Raw genomic sequence first — 21,224 nt, forward strand, 5'->3', positions numbered from 1 at the left:
CTAAATTGAATATAGTTAGCAAGCGTAGGTACGATTACGCGTGCGCTAATCGTACCTACGCGAGTTGATGTGGATGAATTGGATGCATGGCTTTTACCACAAACGCCACTAGGCTCCTGCCTGCGCAGGAGCGACGGATTTGAGGCTAAGCTCCTTGCGGACTTTACTACTTGCCAGCATCACACAAATTACGGTTGCGCATTTGAGTGACTCGACTAGATGGCAGTTTAAATGCTCACTGATAAATCGATGAACAACAACTCACAAAAATTTTACTGAAAACAAAAAACCCGTCGCTCCTGCGTAGGCAGGAGCCCAGCGGCGTTCGTTGATCAATCCGGAAAACCGAAAAAACCCCGTGTAGGTACGATTAGTGCAACGTAATCGTACGCATGCAATTTGCTGAGATAACGGCAATACCCCATACTCACTCAAAATTTTTGCTATAATCGTCTTTTAAAAAGCCATGCGTACGATTACGCTTGCGCTAATCGTACCTACGGTAGTCTGTTTAAGAGTGACCAGCATAGCCATAAGCTAGCTGGCTCACGAAAATAGCAACATCTGAGGTGAAGCACTTTGAACAATCAAGGTAAGCTACAAACTCACTTCCCCACCCTATCGCCCGCAAACCCGATTACCGACGCATTCGCCCAGTTCGCGCACACGCCGGCTTTGCCATTCGCCTTGACACCCGTCGTCTTCAACACCAGCTTGCTGATTCCACGTATATCCAGTTCTGGCTTGACTACGGCTGGTGCGGCGATCAGGCCGCTGTCGAACAATAATTTATCATCGCCCCAGACCTGGAATTGCAGGCCGCCGTTGTTGCGGCAGGTGTCGTCTATGCCTACGTCGGCGCGGAAGGTTTGCCAGTCGCCTGCGAGTTTGTATGCCACTTCGCTATTGCCTGCTACACCCAGGCCCTTGCGGAAGCGCAGGCCGTTCATTTGCATGCCTGCCTCTGTTTTGACTGGCTGGACTTTGTAGGCGAGGTCTTTGGCATAGCTCGTTTTATTACTGGCGACAGCATCCGACAAATACACTTGCGCCTTGGGTTTGTCGGGCATGGGGTGTTCAAGAATGCTGAACTCTGAAATGGTGATGGGGGTGACGACCACGGGGTTGAAGGCGTTGTATGCCTTGGCGGCATTGGCCGCGCCTGTGCTGGTCAGCACCATGGGGTCTTGTGCTTCGCCATCATCATTCTGGTCGTGCGTACTGAGTACGCGGAAGCGGAACAGACGGCCTGCCTTGGCAGCAAATTCTACTTTCTGTTTTTCCTGCTGTTGCTTCAGGCGGCCCGTGTAGACAGGTTTGCCCCATTCACCGTTGGTATCGGCCAGGTAGATTTCAAAGTCCTTGACCTGGCCATATTGCCAGTTCTTGTCATTGCGCGGGGCGATTTCAAAGCCGCTGACCATGCGGCGCTCACCCAATGCCAGGCTGAACTCATGGGCGCCGGTTTTTTGTGACTGGTCACGCAGGGTGCGGAACCATGTGCCGGGCTTACCATCGAAAGCATTCTCCAATGGATGACCGGGTTCTTCTGCCGGGCGGTTCAGGACGATGAGGCTGTCTGCGGCAATGGTGTTACCCAGGTCAGGTGCAGCCGGGTAATCAGCGGTCATTGCCAGTTGCTTGCTGGCGGCAATCACGAGGCGGAAGCTGTAAGCCTTCTCCACTGGCAGTTTCACTGTCTTCACATGCACGGTGCCGTATTTTTCTGTGGCGTCGTAAAACCAGCCTGTGCTGCTTTTCTGGAATTCTTCGCGGGTCTTGAAGGCGGGCAAGGTCTGCTCGCCAAAAGTGACGGTATCTGGCTCTACGCGGCTATGCACTTGCAGTTGCAAGACGCGCTGTGCTTCCATGCCTGCATAGCTGCCATTGACTGCACCGACATCGATGCGGATATCGCCTGCCTTGTTTTCAGGGGCATCGACTGCGAAGACTTGCAGGCTGGATTTGCCTGCCTGATACTGGCGGCTTTCACCATCGTCTTCATACAGGGCGAAACTGGATTTTCCATGCGGGTAGACATCCAGGGTCAGCACGTCCTTGGCTACCTGGCCATCATACAGGGCGACCGGGTACATGGGCAGGATGGCACCGGCACGTACCATGACGGGCAGCTTTTCCAGCGTGACTTGCTGGTCTATGACTTTGCCTTTGGCATCGGCTTGTACGACGCGGCCATCCCAGTAATCTATCCACTGGCCTTGCGGCAAATAGATGCCTTTGCGCCAGCCTTTGCTGGCAGCCTGGCTGCGGTAGACCGGGGCCACGAGAAAGTCTTTACCCAGCATGAACTGGTATTTGTAGTTTTCGTTATTGGCGTTCGTATCTTGTGGATAGTCCCACATCAGGCCTCGTACTATCGGTGCGCCGGTCAACTCGGTTTCATGCGCATAGGTGTACATATACGGCATCAGGCGCATCTTGAGTTTGAGGTAGTCGCGGTTGATGCTGCGGTAGGGCTCGTCAAACCACCAGGGGTGCTTGCGTTCAGATTTGGACCAGCCAGACATGCCCATCAGCACGGGCGTAAAAGTTTTCCATTGCAGATCACGTGTGAAGGTTTCCGGACTGCCGCCAAAGATGCCATCGACGTCGCCAGTGGCATACGCTTGCCCAGACAGGCCTGAGCCTATCAGGGTGGGGATATGCCAGCGTATATAGTCCCAGCTACCGGACTGGTCACCCGTCCAGGTGACGGCATAGCGTTGTGTGCCAGCCCAGCCCATGACTGTCCAGACAAAGGGGCGCGCGTCGGAATTGTCGAGTATGCCCTTGGCTGCGGCCATGTTGGCATCGAGTGAAAACTGATAGCCTTTGCCTGTCCAGGCCACGTCCAGCTTTTGCGCACGTGTGCCTGCGGTGCCGACTTCCCATGCGATTTTATCGACGCCGTTTTCTGTCCACAGACCGGTGCGGAAGCCATGTTTCTTCAGCCCGGCAACCACATCGGGCAAATTGGTGTAGCCGCAGCCATAGCCATCATTGGGCAAGATCCAGCCGCCTGGCATATCGTGTTCACGGTATTTGGCGGCGACGGAATTGACTACGTCTGGTGTTTTACCAGTCGGGCCATCTGTCCAGTTGCCGGGCACGGTGCCGGGCTTTTTAGCATTGTCGCCATCGTTATAGCAATCGGCATCACCATATTCATAGGCCCAGCGTGGCAAGAGTCTGGCGCGGCCTGTGAGTTCTGTATAAGACGCCAGCACGTCCTTGATGGAATTGCCGACGAAGTAATAGGCATCGAAACGTTTTTCCTGGTGGCTGGTACTCAGGTATTCATTCGAGCGGAAATCATAGCTGCCATTGCTCCAGGTATTGCGCAAGACGCCATAGCCTTTGCTGCTCATGTAGAAAGGCGCGGGGCTGGGCCTGTCACCTTCTTCCCAACCGCCTGAGTAAGACACTTCCATCTGCTTGCCCTTGAAGGCATAGGCACCGTTTTGCTGGCCACCACCAAAGAAGACTTCATCTGTGCTGCTGGACAAGGTCTGGAAGCTGGCTTTGTCCCCCAGTTCCAGCGGCTGGGTTTCTTGCCAGACCAGGGTTTTATTGTCAGGCTTGTAGAGGGCCAGGCGCAGTGGTGCGCGGTAGATGCGCAAGGCCATGGCTGAGGTCTGTATTAACTGATAGTCCGCCTGTGCCGTCAGTTGGTAAGCTACTTTGTCATAATCCTGCTTCAACACGATAGGTGCCGCCTTGTCGCCAGCACCGAGCAATTGCCCTTTCGTGCCTGCCCAGACGCGGAACAGATCAGGCTTGAGCAGGCTAATGCGTACGATGCTGCCATCTGAGGTCAGCAGTTCTATCTGATGGGCATCTGCCGCTATTTTTTGCATATTGCCCAGGGGCGCTGCCAGACTGGTGCTATTAAACGTATGGAAGATCAAGCTGGCGATGACGGTCTTGCGTATGATGGCGTGCAAAGTTTGCATGTTGGTATTTCATCCTATCTTTGAATGTGGGGCGCTAAACACCAGGGCAGAGCTGCCGACAATAATGGCGCATGCAGCAATGTAACTGCGCACTGTCTTTTGCAACAGCGAGATTTATTTTTTGCCTTCATCAAGAAAATTTGAACGACGCTGCGAGACTATCAAAAAGCATGGCGCAGGCGTGATAAATAATGCTGGACCACGCGGCGACAGGCGTCATTGGCCCTGTGTCGTATCAGCGTGATTTTGCGGCCATGGCCCGCCAAATGCAGGGCTTGTTCCAGCATGAATTTGCCTTCCCCTATCAAGACCAACTCGCGCACCCCTGGCAAGACTTGCTGGACGGGGTGATGGTGCTGGTCATGCAGGACTTCAGCGATCGCCAAAATCATCAGTTGGCAAGGGATATCGCCATGGCGGTAATGCAGACTCAGCTGCCTGTCTGTTATCTGGATGCTGCTTTGCCTGTCCAGGCCATCGCTGATAATCTCGACCTTGCGGGCAGACATATGTTGAAAGCCGGTGAATATTTCTGCCGTTCTGGCTGGGCTGAGTATCAAAATATCGGCAGGCGTGCGCATGAAGGCGGGGCGGCGGGGTAAAAGATATAAAACGAGCATTGTACCAATGCCAGAGCAGTAAGCGTGATCAGCGCGTTTTTGCCTCGCTGACCAGCCATTGATGGAAGGCCTGGAAAGCCGGGTTCTCTTTCATGTCTGCTGCATAGATGAGGTAATAATCCAGCCGCAGCGGGGTTTCTACATTCAATGGCCGCACCAGGCGGCCAGCGGCGATATCATATTCGACCAGCAAAGCCTGCCCAAGTGCTATGCCCTGCCCGTCTATGGCGGCCTGCAAGGCCATCAGCGCCAGGGTAAACAATGGCCCCTGACGCGACTCTTGATTGGGCAAACCCAGGGTGGCAAACCAGGATTGCCAGCTGGGGTAATCCGGGTCGTTCATGGCACTGACTTCATGCAGCAGGGTTTGCCTGGACAGGTCAGTGGGTGTCTGCAATTGCTCGGCGATGGCCGGGCTACAGACGGGGAAGACTTCAGTCGCAATAAAGGGTTCGATGCGAAAGTCAGCAAACTGGGTGCGGCGAAAATCAATCGAAATATCGCAGTCGCGGTAAGTACGGTCCACTTCAGAAACGATTTCCACCCGTATATGCGGATGACGGTTCAAAAAACGGTAAAGGCGCGGCACCAGCCATTTGGAACCAAAAGACGGCGGCACGCCCACGCGCAGCAAGGCATTGTTATCATTAAGCAAAGCATCGGTCGCCTGCTGGAAAATCTTGAAACCCTCGCGTATGCGCGGCAGGTACAACTCCCCTGCTTCTGTCAGCTTCAGGACATTATTGCTTCTTTGAAACAAATCTATACCCAGATGATCTTCCAGTAACTTGATCTGGTGGCTGACTGCCGCATTGGTCACATGCAACTCTTCCGCCGCCCGCGTAAAACTCAGCCGCCGGGCGGCAACTTCAAAAACACGCAGCGAATTCAAGGGCGGAAGGCGTTTAGACATGGGCATCCATCAAAAAACGATACGGTAACAGATGTTCATTAAATTTAACTTAATGAAAGATTGAAATTTTCTGTGGCGATGGGATGTTGGTTTTCTGGCAGTATTCGTGGGAGGGTTGGAAGAATAAGAACAAAACCCCTCACCACAGAGACACGGAGGCACAGAGAAATGCAAGAGAAAAACTTAAAAAAACTTCGACCTTCGTTATTCCGTAGGTTGGGCTACGGTTTACCAGCCCAACACTCGGCCTCAATCAACGTATACGTCGTTTCAAAGCCCAGTGTTGGGCTGATGAAGCGTAGCCCAACCTACGAGAATGCTAAATTCGCAAACAGATCACGCTCACCGACATTGAATTAATCTAAACGCAGTCTCAAAAATTAATCGCTGGCAAGACAGGGCATGCATGGTTAAGCTTTGCGTCACTTTCAAGCACTTTATACAGATTCTTATTGCAATGACCCACATACTGACGATAGATACCGGCACCACCAATACCAGGGTGACCCTTTGGCGCGATGGCGTCGTGATTGCGCATCAGGCACATGAAGTGGGTGTGCGTGATACGGCAATGACAGGCAATCGCGAAAAACTGCAAAAAGGCGTGCGTGCCACTTTGCTCAAAACCCTGGAACAGGCTGGCCTGACTGAAGACGATATCAGCCTGGTGCTGGGTTCAGGCATGATCAGCTCCAACGTCGGCCTGTTTGAACTGCCGCATGTGCTGGCCCCGGCAGGTTTGCAGCAACTGGCGCGTGGCATGGTGTCGGTGACGATTCCTGAAGTATTTGCCAAGCCCTTGTGGTTTGTGCCCGGCGTGCGCAATGTGGTTGACAACATAGGCCTGCACAATTGCGAAGCCATGGACATGATGCGCGGTGAAGAAGTCGAAGTCATCGGCGTCATCGACCAGTTGGGTATCACCGGGCCGGCCATGATGGTGATGCCGGGTTCGCATTCCAAATTTGTCTGCATCGATGACAAAAACCGCATCACCGGTTGCGTGACCACGCTGGCGGGTGAACTGATGTATGTCATCACCCACAACACCATCCTGGCGCAATCGCTGGAATCTTCTTTTGCCAACACCATCAGCACGGAGATGTTACTGGCTGGTGCCAAATCCGCACAAACCATAGGCCTGGGACGCACCTGCTTCAATGTGCGCATACTCGACCAGTTCACGATCTATGAGCGCAATGACAGGGCCAATTTCCTGCTGGGTGCCATCCTCGGGGCAGATTTGCTGACGCTCAAAAACAGCACGGCCATCAAGATGCTGCCAGGCACACCTGTCATCATCTGCGGCAAGCCTATCATGAAAGAAGCCCTGGCCCTGCTGATACAGAACGACGATTATTTCTCAGGCAAGGTGACCGTCGTCAGCGACGAAGTCCAGACGCATCTGGCCGGGTTGGGTGCGATCAAAGTTGCCACAGCCCGCGGATTAATAAAATAAAAAAATAAAATAAAAATAAGCGCCCGCCTGAAAAAATCTGGAGACATGCATGACCCGCATTAACACAAGAATTTTTGCCAGTCTGGCCACCGCCCTGCTGGGCATGAGCACCGCAAACGCAGAAACCGTGCGCATCGCCGTGGCCCACTACAGTGACCAGACCCTGCCCTATTTTGAAAAAATGGCGAAGGAGTTCAGCAAGGCCAACCCCGGCATTACCATCAAGGTAGAAGAAGTCAACTGGGACAGCCTGCAACAAAAACTGCAAACAGATATCGTCGGCGGCACCAACCCTGACCTTTCCATCGTCGCCACACGCTGGCTGCTTGATCTGGTCAGGGATGATGTGGTCGAACCGCTGGATGCGCGCATGACGCCCACCTTCAAGGACAAGTTCATCGGTGCCTTCATCAACTCTGGCAAGGTGGCCAGCAAGACCTATGGCTTGCCCATCTCAGCCTCTGCCCGCGGCCTCTACTATAACAAGGCCATGCTGGAAAAAGCGGGCTACCCCAACGGCCCCAAGACCTGGGATGAAGTCATCGCAGCGTCCAAGAAGATCAAGGCCACAGGTGCCTATGGCTTTGGCATACAAGGCAAGGAAATTGAAACCGAGATTTACTGGTTTTACTCGCTGTGGACTAACGGTGGTGAAGTTGTCGATGCCAATGGCAAGGCTGTTTTTGACAGTGCCGCAGGCATCAAGGCGGCGAATATCTACAAGAGCCTGATCGACCAGGGCCTGACACAGCCCGGCGTCACCAGCAACAGCCGCGAAGATGTGCAAAACCTGTTCAAGCAGGGCCGCCTGGGCATGGTGATTACTGCGCCTTTTCTCGCCAAGCAAATACAAAAAGAGAAACCCGGCCTGCAATATGGCGTGACTGCCATCCCCCAGGGTAGCAATGCAGCGACCTTTGCCACGACTGATTCACTGATCATGTTCAAGAACTCCAAGGTCAAGACGGCGGCCTGGCAATTTTCTGAATTTTTGTTCAGCAAGGCAGCGCGTGTCGCTTTCACCAGCGGTGAAGGTTTCTTGCCAACGACGAAAGAAGAAGCGGCAGACCCGGCTTTCAATGACGTGGTGACACAAAGCTTTATCAGCTACCTGCCAACGGCAAAGTTTGCCCCTGTCATTGCAGGTTGGGAAGACCTTTCAAAAATCGTCGCCAATGCCATGCAAGCCGTCTATCTGGGCAAGAGCAAGCCGGAAGATGCCTTGAAAGCCGCAGCCCTGCAAGCCAACAAGATGCTGAAGAAGTAAACATGAGCAAGCGCCCCCTGGCACCGTGGCTGCTGATTTTGCCCAGCTTTGCGCTGGCGCTTTTCATCGTCAGCTATCCGTTTTTTAATATCGTCTGGCAGTCTGTGCACGAGGTATCGCGCTTTGGCCAGGTGCGGGATTTTTCTGGCTTTGCCAACTTTGCCGCTATCTTTGCCGACCCGGTGTTCATGGCAACGCTGTGGCGCACACTGGTGTGGACCATCTGTGTCGTCGGTGGCACGGTGCTGGTGGCGGTGCCCGCTTCGCTGATACTGGTGCAGGATTTTTATGGCCGTGGCCTGGCACGCACGATTACCATGCTGCCCTGGTCTATCTCGCTGACCATGACCGCCATCATCTGGCGCTGGGCTTTCAATGATGAATTTGGTCTCATCAACCTGGGCTTGCAGCAAATGGGCATTATCAAACAACCCCTGCACTGGCTGGCTGATCCGGCGCTGGCTTTTCCGGTCGAGATCATGATAGGCATACTGGTGTCTGTGCCGTTCACGGTCACGATTTTTCTCGGTGGTTTGTCGTCAGTGCCGACTGATATCTATGAAGCAGCGCGCATGGAAGGGGCAAATGCCTGGCAACAGTTTCGCAAGCTGACACTGCCCTTGCTAAGGCCTTTCATCAATATCGCGATTGTATTGAATGTGATTTATGTGTTCAATTCTTTCCCCATCATCTGGGTCATGACCCAGGGCGGGCCGGACAATGGCACGCATATCCTCGTCACTTACCTTTATGAACTGGCTTTCCGCCTTGGCAGGCCGGGCGAGGCTGCGGCGGTATCACTGGTGATGCTATTGATGTTGCTGGCTTTTACTGGCATCTATATGCGCATGCAAGGGGGCGGGCATGCCGAGCAATAAGAGCAAGTTTAAGCGCAGCCTGCTTTGCTGGCTGGCCCTGTCCCCCCTGGTCATCGTGATCCTGCTACCATTTGCCGTCATGCTGCTGACTGCCATTAAACCGGCAGACGAAGTCTTGTCTTACCCGCCGCGCTGGCTGCCTACGCAGATAGCCTGGGAGAATTTTGTCGTGATGTGGGCAGAAACCCAGTTTGGCACGGCGCTTAAAAACAGTATCATCATCAGTACCCTGTCGACCGTGCTGGCTGTGGGCATCAGCATACCTGCTGCTTATGCGATGGCACGCTTCCGTTTTGCCGGGCAGGCAGGCTATCGCCGCTTCCTGCTGGTCACGCAAATGCTGTCACCTATCCTGCTGGTGCTGGGCCTGTTCCGCCTGGCTGCCGCGATACCGTATAGAGATGGCAACCTCGTCGATACCCACATCGGCGTCGTCGCTACTTATACCGCGCTGAATACCGCCTTTGCCGTGTGGATGCTGCAATCTTATTTTGCCACCATCCCGCGCGACATGGAAGAAGCCGCCTGGCTCGAAGGTTGCAGCAAACCCCGCGCTGTACTCAAGGTGTTTTTGCCACTGGCCATGCCTGCGATGGTGGTCACAGGCATCTTCACCTTCATCAACGCCTGGAATGAATTTGCAGTGATCTATACATTGATACGCTCGGCAGAAAACAAAACCGTGACAGTACAGATCGTCGACCTGGTGGCAGGCAGATACACCGTCAACTGGCACCACGTCATGGCAGCCGCCTTGCTGGCGACGTTGCCGGTGGCGGTACTGTTTTCATGGTTGCAGAAGTATTTGGTAAAAGGATTATCGCTGGGTGCGGTTAAGTGAATTTTTAGACCAAAAGGCTCACCACAGAGACACGGAGACACAGAGAAAATCATGAGAAAACCTCTAGTGATAAATGTACTCTATGTCTCTCTTCCTTTGATTTTCTCTGTGCCCCCTCTGTGGTGTAGCAGGGAATTCGAGTGGCATGCCACTCGCCTGCGGAACGAAGACTGCTTGCAAGCAGTCTTTCCTTCCTCTGTGCCTCTGTGGTTAATGGTTTTGAATTAATACAGGAAATTTTATGACTAAAGAAATTACACGTTACGGCAACATCCCTGCAGGTGCTGGTGGGCAGAGGTTGCCGTTTTCGCCTGCGGTGCGGGCTGGGGATTTTGTGTTTTGTTCTGGCCAGGTCGCCATGAAGGACAATGGCGAAGTTGAAGATGGTGGCATAGAAGCACAAACGCGGCGTACCATGGAGAATGTCAAAAAGGTGCTGGCGCTGGCTGACTGTACTCTGGCCGATGTCGTCAAGGTGACGGTATGGCTGGATGACACACGTGACTTCTGGACTTTCAACCGCATCTATCTTGACTACTTTGGCGAGCATCCACCGGCACGTTCTTGCGTGCGCTCTGAAATGATGGTTGACTGCAAGATAGAGATAGAAGTCACGGCTTACAAACCTCTTTAAATTTGTTTCATATCACCATGCACATGCAAATTGATACCGCCTACCGTTCCATCTATGTATATGCCTGGGATGTATTGGATATGGGCGTAACGGCCTTTGTCGATGCGGCGCTGGCCATGGGCGTCACAGATGTCAGCCTGGCTTGCAGTTACCACGCAGGTAAATTCTTGCGGCCACATGCACGCAAGGGGCCGAAGGTAATTTTCCCTGAAGATGGCGTGCTGTATTTTGAACCACGGCAAGAGCGATATGGCGAAATCAAGCCACAGGCACATAGTGATGCAGCCATCCGTCATGTGCTGGCAGATTTATTGGCCGATGGCCGTCTGCGTGTGCATGCATGGACAGTCTTGCTGCATAACACCCGTCTGGGTGCAGCTTACCCGCATCTGACTACGCAAAATGTGTTTGGTGACCGCTATGTGTATAGCCTGTGCCCCATGCAGCCAGCGGTGCTGGAATATGCACGCGCCGTTTGCCGTGATCTGGCGCAGCAATATGAACTCAGCAGCCTGATACTGGAAAGCCCGGGCTGGCAACCTTATGCGCATGGCTACCATCATGAATTTGCCCAGGTGCCCTCGAATGCCTGGCTGGATGTCATGCTGGGTATGTGCTTTTGCGATGCTTGCCAGCGTGCCGCGACTGAACAGGGTATACAGATCAAGGCTGTGCAACAGCGTATTGCTGGCAATATCAATGACTACCTGAGCAACCCCGTGCCCGTCACTGCCCATCAGGCGCAAGACTGGATACAGGCAGACCTGCTCAGGGATGAAGAGCTGCGCGCCTTCATCAGCTTGCGGCAGCGCCGCGTCACCAAGCTGGTGAGCCAGATCGCCACAGAATTGCCCAAGGCAACGCAACTGGCCATCATCCCCACGGTACAAAGGCCGACGGCTGATTGCTGGCAGGAAGGCAGTGACCTGGCTGCCCTGGCCGATGCGGCAGATTATCTGGAAGTACCGTTTTACGAACCCAGCGCCGCCCGTGCCATCAATGATGCGCGCCATACCCTGCATGCCACAGGCAACCGGCCAGAAAAGATACGTGCGATCTTGCGCCCCGGTTACCCTGACCTCAACACTGGTGCAGAACTGGATGCCGCCATCACGGGCCTGCGTGAACTCGGCATCAGTGATTTTGCGTTTTACAACTATGGCTTGCTACCGCAAAAACAACTGGATCATCTTGCCACCACACTCAATAGCCAGTTTGGAAAGGACACAGCATGAAACGTCATGTACTCATCACCGGTGCCTGCGGCGGCATAGGCAGCGTGCTGTGCCAGCGCTTTATCGCGAATGGCGATCAGGTATATGCCCAGGACCTGCCCGGCGCAGCACTCGACGCCCTGGTGGCAAAACTGGGACCAGAAAACTGTGTTGCCGTCGCCGCTGATCTGACCGACGCTGCTACCTTGCAAACCGCACTGGCTGCAGCCCTGCAAGACAATAGCATTGATGTACTGGTCGCCAACGCTGGTGCCGCACAAAGCCTGAACCTGGCCAGCACGACAGCAAGCAGTTGGAAACAGGACATGGACCTGAACCTGAACGGCACTTTCCATAGCGTGGAAGCTGTGCGCAGCGGTATGCAGGCCAAACGCAAGGGCAATATCGTCCTCATCGGCTCAGTCAATGGCATGACTTCACTGGGCCACCCCGCCTACAGCGTCGCCAAGGCTGGCCTGATCAGCTATACCAAGGCACTGGCAATGGAGCTGGGCAAACATGGCATACGCGCCAACATCGTCTGCCCCGGCACGGTAAAAACCCAGGCCTGGCAAGCCCGTGCCGAGAAAAACCCGCAAGTGTTTGAAGACTTGAAGAAATGGTATCCGCTGCAAGACTTTGCTACACCGGATGATATCGCCGATGCTGTGCTGTTCCTCGCATCTGATGCAGCACGCGTGATCACCGGCGTCGCCCTGCCAGTAGACGGCGGCCTGATGGCAGGCAACCGCGTGATGGCTATGGAATTGACGCAAGAGGAAATTTGAATCTTTTAAGACCTTTCAACACAGAGACACAGAGTTTGCACAGAGGGGCACAGAGAAAAACAAAAAGACCTTAAATCGATTTTGCCGTTCTCTGTGGCCTCTGTGCCCCCTCTGTGTCTCTGTGTTGAGAGGTCTTTCCCCAAAATAATCAGGAAGCAAGCATGGCAGCCGTACAGTTAAAAAACATCGTCAAGCACTATGAGCAAACCCCGGTTGTGCATGGCATAGACCTGGACATTGCTGATGGTGAATTCGTGGTGCTGGTCGGGCCTTCGGGTTGTGGCAAGAGTACCCTCATGCGCATGGTGGCGGGGCTGGAAGAGATTACTGGTGGCGATTTTTATATAGCCGGTCAGCGGGCAAATGATTTGCCCGCCCAGCAGCGCAATATTGCCATGGTGTTCCAGAGTTATGCACTCTACCCGCACCTGACTGTGTATGAAAACATCGCCTTTGGTCCCAAGTTGCGCAAAGAAAAAGAAGCCAGCTACAGGCCGCGCATAGAGGCAGCGGCAAAGATGCTCAATCTTGTACCTTACCTGGACCGCCTGCCCAAGGCACTCTCCGGCGGCCAGCGCCAGCGTGTCGCCATGGGCCGTGCAGTGGTGCGTGAGCCAGCGCTGTTTCTGTTTGATGAGCCGCTATCGAATCTTGATGCCAAATTGCGCGTGCAGATGCGGGCCGAGATCAAGTCCCTGCACCAGCGTCTGAAAAATACGGTCATGTATGTCACCCATGACCAGATCGAAGCCATGACCATGGGCGACCGCATCGTCGTCATGAATGCCGGGCGCATAGAGCAAGTGGGCAAGCCGCTGGATTTGTATGACAGGCCAGCCAATCTGTTTGTCGCCAGCTTCATAGGTTCACCTGGCATGAATTTGATCGCAGGCATACTGAGCATGGAAGAAGGCCAGCCCTGCTTGCGCACCGCCAGCAATATTCGCATACCAGTGCCTGCATCTGCCGCGCAGCAAGGCCAGGCTATTACGCTGGGCATACGGCCTGAGCATGTGCAGGCAAAACCATCTGGTATCATCCCTTTGGCGATGAGCATAGATAGCATAGAACCTACCGGTGCCGAGACTTACTTTTATGGCAAACTCGATGGCGTACAGAATGAGCATCCCTGCTGCCTGGCATCACGTGAACGCCTGCAAGTGGCGACCGGTGAAAAATTGGCCCTGCACTTCCCGATTGAACTTTGTCATCTGTTTGATAGCCAAACCGGCTTGCGCCTGAATTGACAGGCAAAAAAAGAAAGAATGAAGAGAACCCCATGCTGAACCTGACATCACTGAATGAACAAGCCCTGCTACCCGGTACCAAGGGTCTGGCGCTGACCGCCCCAATGCTGCAAAAAGACCTGGGCGCACAAGCCTGGAATGTATTGAATGCCGACACCAGCTTCCCAGTGGCCGTGCTGAAAGACAGCGCCCTGCAACATAATTTGCTGTGGATGAAGGCTTTCTGCGCCAGCCGCAATATTGTACTGGCTCCCCATGGCAAGACCACCATGAGCCCACAACTGTTTGACATGCAGTTGCGCAATGGGGCATGGGGCATGACGCTGGCGAATGTCAACCAGATGCGTGTGGCGCATCGCTTTGGCGTGAAACGCGTCATTATCGCCAACCAGCTCATCAGCAAGAGCGATATCCATTCTGCGCTGGCCTTGCTGGCTGAAGATGCGGACTTCACTTTCTATGCAATTTGCGATTCCATTGCAGGTGTCAACATGCTGGCGGATGCAGTGCGTGAAGCAGGCTTGCAAAGAACCTTACCGCTGCTGGTAGAACTGGGCTTTGCCGGTGGCCGCACAGGTTGCCGCAGCACGCAAGAAGCACTGGAACTGGCCCGTCATATCCACCGCAGCCCTTACCTGCAACTGGCAGGCGTAGAGGGTTATGAAGGCTTGCTGGTTGGTAAAAACCGTGAGCAAGACTTGCAGCAAGTGAAAAGCTTTTTGCAAGACATGGGCGCAGTATGCCAGCAGGCTGATCGCGAACAATTATTTGACTTGCCTGAGATATTAATCTCTGCCGGTGGCTCGGCTTATTTTGATCTGGTGGGTGAGGAATTTGTCAGCGAATTAAAACTCTCGCGCCCTTTGCTACCCATCTTGCGTAGCGGTTGCTATGTCACGCATGACCATGGTTTTTATCATGGCCTGGTGGAAGAAATGCATGAGCGCGTTACTGACTTACCAGCAGGCGGCTTGCGACCAGCACTGGAAGTCTGGAGCATGGTGCAGTCACGCCCTGAAAACGACCTGGCCATCCTGACCATGGGCAAGCGCGATGCTTCTTACGACATCGATATGCCTTTGCCTTTTGCCACACACAAGCCAGGCCATGCCAGCGCACCATTTCCCCTGCCAGCCGGTTGCAAGATAGAAAAAATGAATGACCAGCATGCTTACCTGCGCCTGCCCAAAGACAGCGGCCTGTGCCAGACCCTGGCAGTCGGTGACCTCATCGCCTGCGGCATTTCCCACCCTTGCACGACCTTTGACAAATGGCCGCTGATGCTGGTGGTCGATGATGCTTATCGCGTGCAGTCTGCCATCAATACCATATTCTGATGATGCCAGACGGTACTTATGATGTGGTGATCAGTAATGCCCAGGTCTATGACGGCAGCGGCTGCGCGCCCTACCCTGCCGATATAGGCATACGCGAGCAAAAGATCGCTGCCATCGCCGCCCCTGCCAGTCTGAAAGGGCAACACATCATAGACGCCAGGGGCATGGCCGTGGCACCTGGCTTTATCGATGTGCATACCCATGATGACAGGGTAGTCTTACAACAGCCCGCCATGCAGCCCAAACTGACGCAAGGCGTGACAACAGTCATCACCGGCAATTGCGGCATCAGCCTTGCACCCCTGAAAGCCAGTGCTGCAGTGCCTGCTCCCTTGTCGCTGATAGGCACGCAAAAAGACTACCAGTTTGACTGCATGGCCGACTATGTCGCAGCCGTGACAAGTGCTGAGCCCGCCGTCAATGTCGGCATGCTGATAGGCCACTCCACCCTGCGTGTAAATGCCATGGCAGACTGGACAGGTCCCGCCAGCGCTACCGAAATCGGCAGCATGCAAACCCTGCTGGCAGAAGGCATGCAGGCGGGTGCACTGGGTTTCAGTTCTGGCCTGTTTTACCAGACCAGCAAGGCCGCAGACAATGCTGAAGTCATCGCCCTGGCCACAATCGCCGCCCAGGCTGGTGGTGTATATACCTCGCATATACGTGATGAATATAATGGTGTCATGGATGCCCTGGCAGAAGCCTGCGATGCCGGGCAAGCGGCGCAATTGCCCGTCATACTCTCACATCACAAATGCGCGGGCCCGGCCAACTGGGGGCGCACGAGCGAGACCCTGGCGTATATCAGCGAACGTCGCCGCAGCCAGGCAGTGGGACTGGATGCCTACCCCTATGCCGCCGGTTCCACCGTGCTTGACCCCGATTATGTCGATGGTGTCATCCGCATCATGGTGACATTTTCCGAACCTTACCCGGCGATGTCGGGGCGTGATCTGTCCGATATCGCCACTGAATGGCAAGTCGATCAAAAAGAAGCGGCGCGCCGCCTGCATCCTGCCGGTGCGGTGTATTTCCAGATGCGCGAAGATGATGTACAGCGCGTACTCAGCTATCCGCATACCATGATAGGCTCTGATGGCCTGCCGCATGATGAGCATCCACATCCACGCCTGTGGGGTGCTTTCCCGCGGGTGCTTGGTCATTATGTGCGCGAAGAAAAATTGTTCAGCCTGGCTGAAGCGATACGCCGCATGACGACTTTGTCTGCCGATCATTTTGGCCTCAAACAACGTGGCCGCATCGCCTGCGGCTGCTGGGCCGACCTGGTGATTTTTGATCCGGCCACGATCAGCGATACTGCCACTTTTGCGCAGCCGAAACAGGCTGCCAAAGGTGTGCTGTGGGTACTGGTGAATGGCGAGATTGCTATGGCAGAAGGCAAGCTGACTGGCAAACGCGCTGGCAAGGTCTTGCGCAGGCAGGATGAGCGTTATAACTTTGACGACTAAATTTATTATGTGTTCCGTATTGGGGGCGGTGCGCATGGCGCACCCTACTTAACATTCATTTGGAGTTTTTGAAAAGACAAAAAATCTCACCTCAGAGACACTGAGACACAGAGATAGCACAGAGGCATTGGTAGGGTGCGCCGTGCGCGCCGCTGCCGCATGCATTTATATCAGGAAAGTCGTGCGCACGGCATACCCTACGGTGAGTTTGAAATATGCTTACTTCAAAGCGCTCAAGAAAATAGTTCTTCCACTTCTGCAAATCCATAAAAACTGCCTTCCATGTTTTGCACCTGACTGCTGTTTTCAGCCTTTGCAGTTTATGCATCCAACGCAGCAATCCGGCTTAACTATCCGACTTAACTATCCAGCTTATGCATCCTGCTCATGGCATCGGCCAGGCCATGATTGCCTGTTCTCCGGAGCGCCACCAGGCTGTCTTGTATCAGGCTCTCTGGATCACCTTGCCCAAGTTTGAATTGCGCCTGGCAAGACAAGACTGTGGCGTGAAAAGGTACAATGAATTTTGCTAATTGTTCTGCCCTGGGGCTTTCTTCTATCTTCCAGGGGTGTGCTTCATTCGCGTCCATCTGGCTGACCAGGGTTCCCAGTGCATGCATGGCAGCTGCAGGGCCTTCTTCCAAGTAGATATCGACTTCAAAATGGGCCACTTCATAATTCCAGGTGGGGGCATAACGGCGGTCACTCAGCCAGGCAGATGAGATATAACCCTGGACACCCGTAAAAGCCAGCAAGGCACGCGGATTCTTGCGGATGATCTCAAGCTGGGGGTTATGGATGGAAAAATGCCCTATGAAGCTGGCATTGCCCTCAGCATCTCTTTGCAGGATCAAAGGCAGGGGCGATGCTTGTATATTCACACCGTCGGCGCTGATGACCAGAGCCAGAGGATTACGGGCTACCATCTGATCGATTTCAGCTGTGGTTTTGGGCTGGAAAATTTCGGGGTTGTTCATTATTGACTCCAAATTGAATTGACAGCCATGGTAATCTTGCCACTCGCCTACAACAAGACGCATGACTGCAATGACAGATTTCAAAAATGAACAAGCCAGACTGGACTGGGATGATTTGCGCATTATCCTGGCGGTCGCCAGGACGGGTAGCCTGAACCAGGCTGCACTTGCGCTGGGCAGCAGCCACCCCACGGTTTTTCGTCGTGTGCGGGCGATAGAGAGAAAACTCGCAGTCACCCTGTTTGAACGCAAGCGCTCAGGCTATGTACCGAGTACTGCTGCCAGCGACATCATCACGGTAGCACAGCAAATTGAAGAGGATATCCATCGCCTGGAACTGGGCATCGCCGGGCTGGATGAAAAACCCACGGGCAGTGTGCGCCTGACGACAACAGATACGTTGATGTTCCAGCTATTACCCCCTGTTCTTGCCAGCGTACAGCAGCAATTGCCGGGCATACGCCTTGAAGTCAGCACTGGCAACAGCATGTTCTTGCTGGAAAAACGCGAAGCCGATATTGCCTTACGTGCCGGCGGCACGCCGCCGTATCATTTGATCGCCCGTCGTGTGTGTGATATTGCCTCTTGCATCTACTATCCTTCTACCTGGACAAATATGCACAGCAGTGAGATGGCACATCGTCCCTGGGTCATGGCCGATGCCACGCTGGCCCATCTGGACTCAGCCAGATGGCAGGCCGCGCAAGGTTTGCTTGAGCAGGCGGTATTTCGCTGTAACAGCCTCAGCAATGTCGCCAGCGCTGCCAATGCAGGCATGGGCATGGCCATTCTACCTTGCTACCTGGGTGACCGTGCACCAGCCCTGAAACGCCTGGGCTTGCCCATGGAAGAATTTCGCTCTACGCTATGGATACTCAGCCACCCTGACTTGCGCCGTGTCCGCCGCATCAATGCCTGCATAGAAAAACTCCTGCCTGCGCTGGCTGCGCATCAGCAATTGTTTGAAGGTAAGCTGCCAGCAGCCTGATTATGATGAAGGCCGGTCATCAAACGAATAATCTTCTTAAGCATCATGACAACTCAAAAAATAACTACGCTCGCACTGGACCTCGAAGGCACTTTGATCTCTAACGCCATGAGCCAGATTCCACGCCCTGGCCTGTTTGAATTCCTGGAACGTTGCGCTTTGATTTTCCCAAGACTGGTCATGTTCACGACAGTCAATGAAGACAAGTTCCGACATATCGCCCGACTACTGGTGGAAGAAGGCAAGGCACCTGCCTGGTTTGCCCATATTGAATACGTGAACTGGCAAGGCGAGACCAAGAATCTGGAATATATACCCGATGCAAGGGTGGAAGAATCCATTCTGGTCGATGATTTTGAAATCTATGTTCATCCCGGGCAGGCTGAGCAATGGATGCAGATAGAATTTTTTGATTATCCCTATTCGGAAGAAGATAGGGGATTGTTTAAAATGCTGGCAAAGCTCGAAGCCTTGTTTAAAGCCTGAATGGGGATCTGGAAGTCTAAGGAAAATAAGTACAGTGCTGGCCGCACAAGCACACCATATCTAGACTGATACATGTAGGAGCGGCTTTAGCCGCGAACATTTTGCCGTGCCGCTTATATACGCAGGAGTAAAACCCATTCGCGGCTAAAGCCGCTCCTACGAGGAAATGGCAGCGATTAGATCACATCATCAAATTAATCTGGTTCGTGCTTATGTTTTTTTACTTATGCAGGAATTTTCAACTTCCCCTAGCAATTTGTACTTCACATAAAAAAGACTTTCATACAGCAAAAACTGGCCTTTAGCACTCCAGCCTACATAAAGGCTGGTGAGTGTGGCGGCAGAAGTTGCCTGAAGATGCAAGTGATGTGCCATGCTCATCGCGCGCTTCATGTGTAGCGGGTCGCTGACTACCATACTGCTTTTTAATTGATTTACTTGCATGAGCTTGCATGCTTGCTGCAAGTTTTGATAAGTATTCTTCGAGACTTCTTCTATCAATATCTGCGAGGCTGGTACACCTGCAGCAATCGCATACTGCCGGGCGGCAGCGGCTTCAGACAGGGTATCACCCTTACTCAAACCACCCGTAAAGATCAGGTGAGTTACCTGGCCGCTCTGGTAGAGTTGTATGCCATAGTTGATGCGCTCGGCAAATACGGGGGAAGGCTTGTCTTTCCAGACGGATGCGCCCAGGATAATGGCAGCATCTGCTTTTGTTTTTTCAGTCGCAGCGAACTGCTGCACCAGCAGGGCCGGATAGGCCGCGATACTCCACATCACTGCCAGGTATCCCGCCAGCAGCAATACTAAGCTCAGAAGGGCGATATATTTAATATAAAAATGGCGACGCAGTTTATATATCTGAAACATGTGCATGGCTATTGCTTGCTCAGCAAGCGCCAGGGCTTGCTGGTGTTGGGGTCGACAGGCAAGCGTTTTTCATTGCTCGCATAATCATCTTCAAACACTGCCCAGGCATCGCCACGCCTGACCAGATACCAGAATGGCAGTTTGCGGCCCTCTACGCGCAGGGGGGTGCCATATAAATCCAGTTCAGATAAATCCAATGACAGGCTGGCCCTGGATGGCTTGCCATTGATACTGAGTTTGCCGTCCTGAAAACACCATTGCTCTTTTTCTTGGCTGATAAAGCAACCTTGTATGAGGCGCGCCAGATACAGGTCGGCTTCTTTTTGGCCAGGCCCGCCCAGACGTTGATAGGGGCCTTGCTCAGCTCTTTTTTTGCCATCACCAAGTAACCAGACTTTGTCCCCTTGCAGGCGCAGGCAATAATTTGCTTCATCGCCTTCATGCCAGGCCAGATTTTGTTTGATACGACCATCTTTGACGGTGAGGGCCACTTGCTGGTCATCAGTCGCTGTCATGGCAGTAGTCCAGCTGCCATGCTTCTTCAAGAGTTTCAGAAAATGGCTGGTGCTCCAGTAGCCTTCAAGCTTGCTCAGGGCAGCATCGCCAGTACAAACTTTATCGGTCGCGGCCATTGTCGCAGACGTGTAAAACAATATCAGGACGGTAGTAGTTTTTTTGATTGCGGACAGCATGTTTGATCTGCTCATGTCATAGACCTTATTTCATCGCGTTCAAGTATTCAATCCACAATTGAAAGTAGTGTTTCAATTCTGCTTTGCGTATATGGGTGTCAGCATGATGGATTAAAAAATCAGCCTGGTTTTGCAATTTGTCAGCCAACAGCATTTTTCTGACTTCTGGCAATATCCACCCTACATACAAGTGCAGATCAGCCATTTCCCAGGCATCCGTATGCGGCTTGCATAAATAGGCATTGGCTGCTCGGCGGTATTCCATAACCAGCAATATGACCTCTGGCGAAAAAACAGATGCCAGAGGTGCATATGTGGCTAATTCCTGATCTGCCTGAAACAGTGGATGCAGGCAAAAAGCCTGCAAGGCAGCCATGCTGGCATCCAGAGCTATCATGATTTCCAAACCATCATTGATATGTTTCATCAACAATTCCTGGCTGCGCCCGGCACGCCGCTCACCATAGACCTGACTGATCTCCTGGTATGCCCTGGTTGCTGTGATTGCGTGTGTTGCGTGTGTTGCGTGTGTTGCGTGTGTTAGCACCGAATTACTTTCCTTTTCACTGCATGATGCTGGAAGAGTGC

At 53.3% G+C, this 21,224-nt stretch carries 19 protein-coding genes; 12 read left to right on the forward strand and 7 right to left on the reverse strand.

The features are described from left to right. Positions 1 to 605: 605 nt before the first annotated feature. The 3 genes from ACO0LF_RS14010 to gcvA all read right to left on the reverse strand — a co-directional run bounded on the left by ACO0LF_RS14010 (position 606) and on the right by gcvA (position 5,486). Positions 606 to 3,953, reverse strand: coding sequence for a TIM-barrel domain-containing protein (locus ACO0LF_RS14010; RefSeq protein ID WP_423014890.1), 3,348 nt, complete (start codon positions 3,951 to 3,953; stop codon positions 606 to 608). Positions 3,954 to 4,114: 161 nt separating this feature from the next. After that, entirely contained in the window at positions 4,115 to 4,573 is a 459-nt protein-coding gene (locus ACO0LF_RS14015) for a hypothetical protein (protein ID WP_423014892.1), read from the reverse strand. A gap of 28 nt (positions 4,574 to 4,601) precedes the next feature. Further along, on the reverse strand, positions 4,602 to 5,486 hold the full coding sequence (gene gcvA / locus ACO0LF_RS14020; RefSeq protein ID WP_423014894.1) for a transcriptional regulator GcvA: 885 nt from the start codon (positions 5,484 to 5,486) through the stop codon (positions 4,602 to 4,604). Between the two features lie 457 nt (positions 5,487 to 5,943). Between gcvA and ACO0LF_RS14025 the strand changes: the two genes are divergently transcribed. The 10 genes from ACO0LF_RS14025 to ACO0LF_RS14070 all read left to right on the forward strand — a co-directional run bounded on the left by ACO0LF_RS14025 (position 5,944) and on the right by ACO0LF_RS14070 (position 16,620). Continuing rightward, the gene (locus ACO0LF_RS14025; RefSeq protein ID WP_423014896.1) at positions 5,944 to 6,945 is read left to right on the forward strand and encodes a 2-dehydro-3-deoxygalactonokinase; all 1,002 of its coding nucleotides are present in this window, start codon (positions 5,944 to 5,946) and stop codon (positions 6,943 to 6,945) included. Between the two features lie 49 nt (positions 6,946 to 6,994). Beyond that, a complete protein-coding gene (locus ACO0LF_RS14030) occupies positions 6,995 to 8,212 on the forward strand; it encodes an ABC transporter substrate-binding protein (RefSeq protein WP_423014898.1) in 1,218 nt (405 codons plus the stop codon). Between the two features lie 2 nt (positions 8,213 to 8,214). Next, positions 8,215 to 9,090 carry a carbohydrate ABC transporter permease gene (locus tag ACO0LF_RS14035; RefSeq protein ID WP_423014900.1) on the forward strand — a complete coding sequence of 292 codons (876 nt, stop codon included), beginning with the start codon at positions 8,215 to 8,217 and terminating at the stop codon, positions 9,088 to 9,090. Then, the gene (locus tag ACO0LF_RS14040) at positions 9,077 to 9,931 is read left to right on the forward strand and encodes a carbohydrate ABC transporter permease (protein WP_423014902.1); all 855 of its coding nucleotides are present in this window, start codon (positions 9,077 to 9,079) and stop codon (positions 9,929 to 9,931) included. Before ACO0LF_RS14035 ends, ACO0LF_RS14040 begins: the two co-directional genes overlap by 14 nt. Before the next feature lie 241 nt (positions 9,932 to 10,172). Further along, positions 10,173 to 10,565 (forward strand): RidA family protein, encoded by a 393-nt coding sequence (locus ACO0LF_RS14045; protein WP_423005767.1) that lies wholly within the window; start codon positions 10,173 to 10,175, stop codon positions 10,563 to 10,565. Positions 10,566 to 10,582: 17 nt separating this feature from the next. Continuing rightward, positions 10,583 to 11,800 (forward strand): hypothetical protein, encoded by a 1,218-nt coding sequence (locus ACO0LF_RS14050; protein WP_423014904.1) that lies wholly within the window; start codon positions 10,583 to 10,585, stop codon positions 11,798 to 11,800. Continuing rightward, positions 11,797 to 12,567: an SDR family oxidoreductase gene (locus tag ACO0LF_RS14055; RefSeq protein WP_423014906.1), complete on the forward strand. Its 771-nt coding sequence runs from the start codon at positions 11,797 to 11,799 to the stop codon at positions 12,565 to 12,567. Before ACO0LF_RS14050 ends, ACO0LF_RS14055 begins: the two co-directional genes overlap by 4 nt. Before the next feature lie 161 nt (positions 12,568 to 12,728). Then, entirely contained in the window at positions 12,729 to 13,814 is a 1,086-nt protein-coding gene (locus ACO0LF_RS14060; RefSeq protein WP_423014908.1) for an ABC transporter ATP-binding protein, read from the forward strand. A 32-nt stretch (positions 13,815 to 13,846) separates the two neighbouring features. Further along, complete coding sequence (locus ACO0LF_RS14065) at positions 13,847 to 15,151, forward strand: amino acid deaminase (RefSeq protein WP_423014910.1); 1,305 nt, start codon at positions 13,847 to 13,849, stop codon at positions 15,149 to 15,151. Further along, complete coding sequence (locus ACO0LF_RS14070; protein WP_423014912.1) at positions 15,151 to 16,620, forward strand: N-acyl-D-amino-acid deacylase family protein; 1,470 nt, start codon at positions 15,151 to 15,153, stop codon at positions 16,618 to 16,620. The genes ACO0LF_RS14065 and ACO0LF_RS14070 overlap by 1 nt, the downstream gene beginning before the upstream one ends. A gap of 359 nt (positions 16,621 to 16,979) precedes the next feature. Here the strand turns inward: ACO0LF_RS14070 and ACO0LF_RS14075 are convergent, their stop codons facing one another. Then, a complete protein-coding gene (locus ACO0LF_RS14075; protein ID WP_423014914.1) occupies positions 16,980 to 17,597 on the reverse strand; it encodes an FMN-binding negative transcriptional regulator in 618 nt (205 codons plus the stop codon). A 61-nt stretch (positions 17,598 to 17,658) separates the two neighbouring features. On the opposite strand from ACO0LF_RS14075, the gene ACO0LF_RS14080 reads away from it, so the two are divergent. Together ACO0LF_RS14080 and ACO0LF_RS14085 are read left to right on the forward strand one after the other, a co-directional pair. Next, positions 17,659 to 18,585, forward strand: a complete 927-nt coding sequence (locus ACO0LF_RS14080; protein WP_423014916.1) for a LysR family transcriptional regulator — start codon at positions 17,659 to 17,661, stop codon at positions 18,583 to 18,585. A gap of 45 nt (positions 18,586 to 18,630) precedes the next feature. Continuing rightward, positions 18,631 to 19,071 (forward strand): NIF family HAD-type phosphatase, encoded by a 441-nt coding sequence (locus tag ACO0LF_RS14085; protein WP_423014918.1) that lies wholly within the window; start codon positions 18,631 to 18,633, stop codon positions 19,069 to 19,071. A 210-nt stretch (positions 19,072 to 19,281) separates the two neighbouring features. On the opposite strand, the gene ACO0LF_RS14090 is transcribed toward ACO0LF_RS14085, so the two are convergent. Genes ACO0LF_RS14090 through ACO0LF_RS14100 form a run of 3 tightly spaced genes read right to left on the reverse strand, consistent with a single transcriptional unit; the run spans position 19,282 to position 21,063 of the window. After that, positions 19,282 to 19,944: a YdcF family protein gene (locus ACO0LF_RS14090; protein ID WP_423014920.1), complete on the reverse strand. Its 663-nt coding sequence runs from the start codon at positions 19,942 to 19,944 to the stop codon at positions 19,282 to 19,284. An 8-nt stretch (positions 19,945 to 19,952) separates the two neighbouring features. Then, complete coding sequence (locus ACO0LF_RS14095) at positions 19,953 to 20,636, reverse strand: hypothetical protein (RefSeq protein ID WP_423014922.1); 684 nt, start codon at positions 20,634 to 20,636, stop codon at positions 19,953 to 19,955. 25 nt (positions 20,637 to 20,661) lie between these two features. Continuing rightward, complete coding sequence (locus ACO0LF_RS14100) at positions 20,662 to 21,063, reverse strand: hypothetical protein (protein WP_423014924.1); 402 nt, start codon at positions 21,061 to 21,063, stop codon at positions 20,662 to 20,664. Positions 21,064 to 21,224 lie beyond the last annotated feature (161 nt).

The organism is Undibacterium sp. Di27W, assembly GCF_049340345.1.
Lineage (GTDB): Bacteria > Pseudomonadota > Gammaproteobacteria > Burkholderiales > Burkholderiaceae_D > Undibacterium.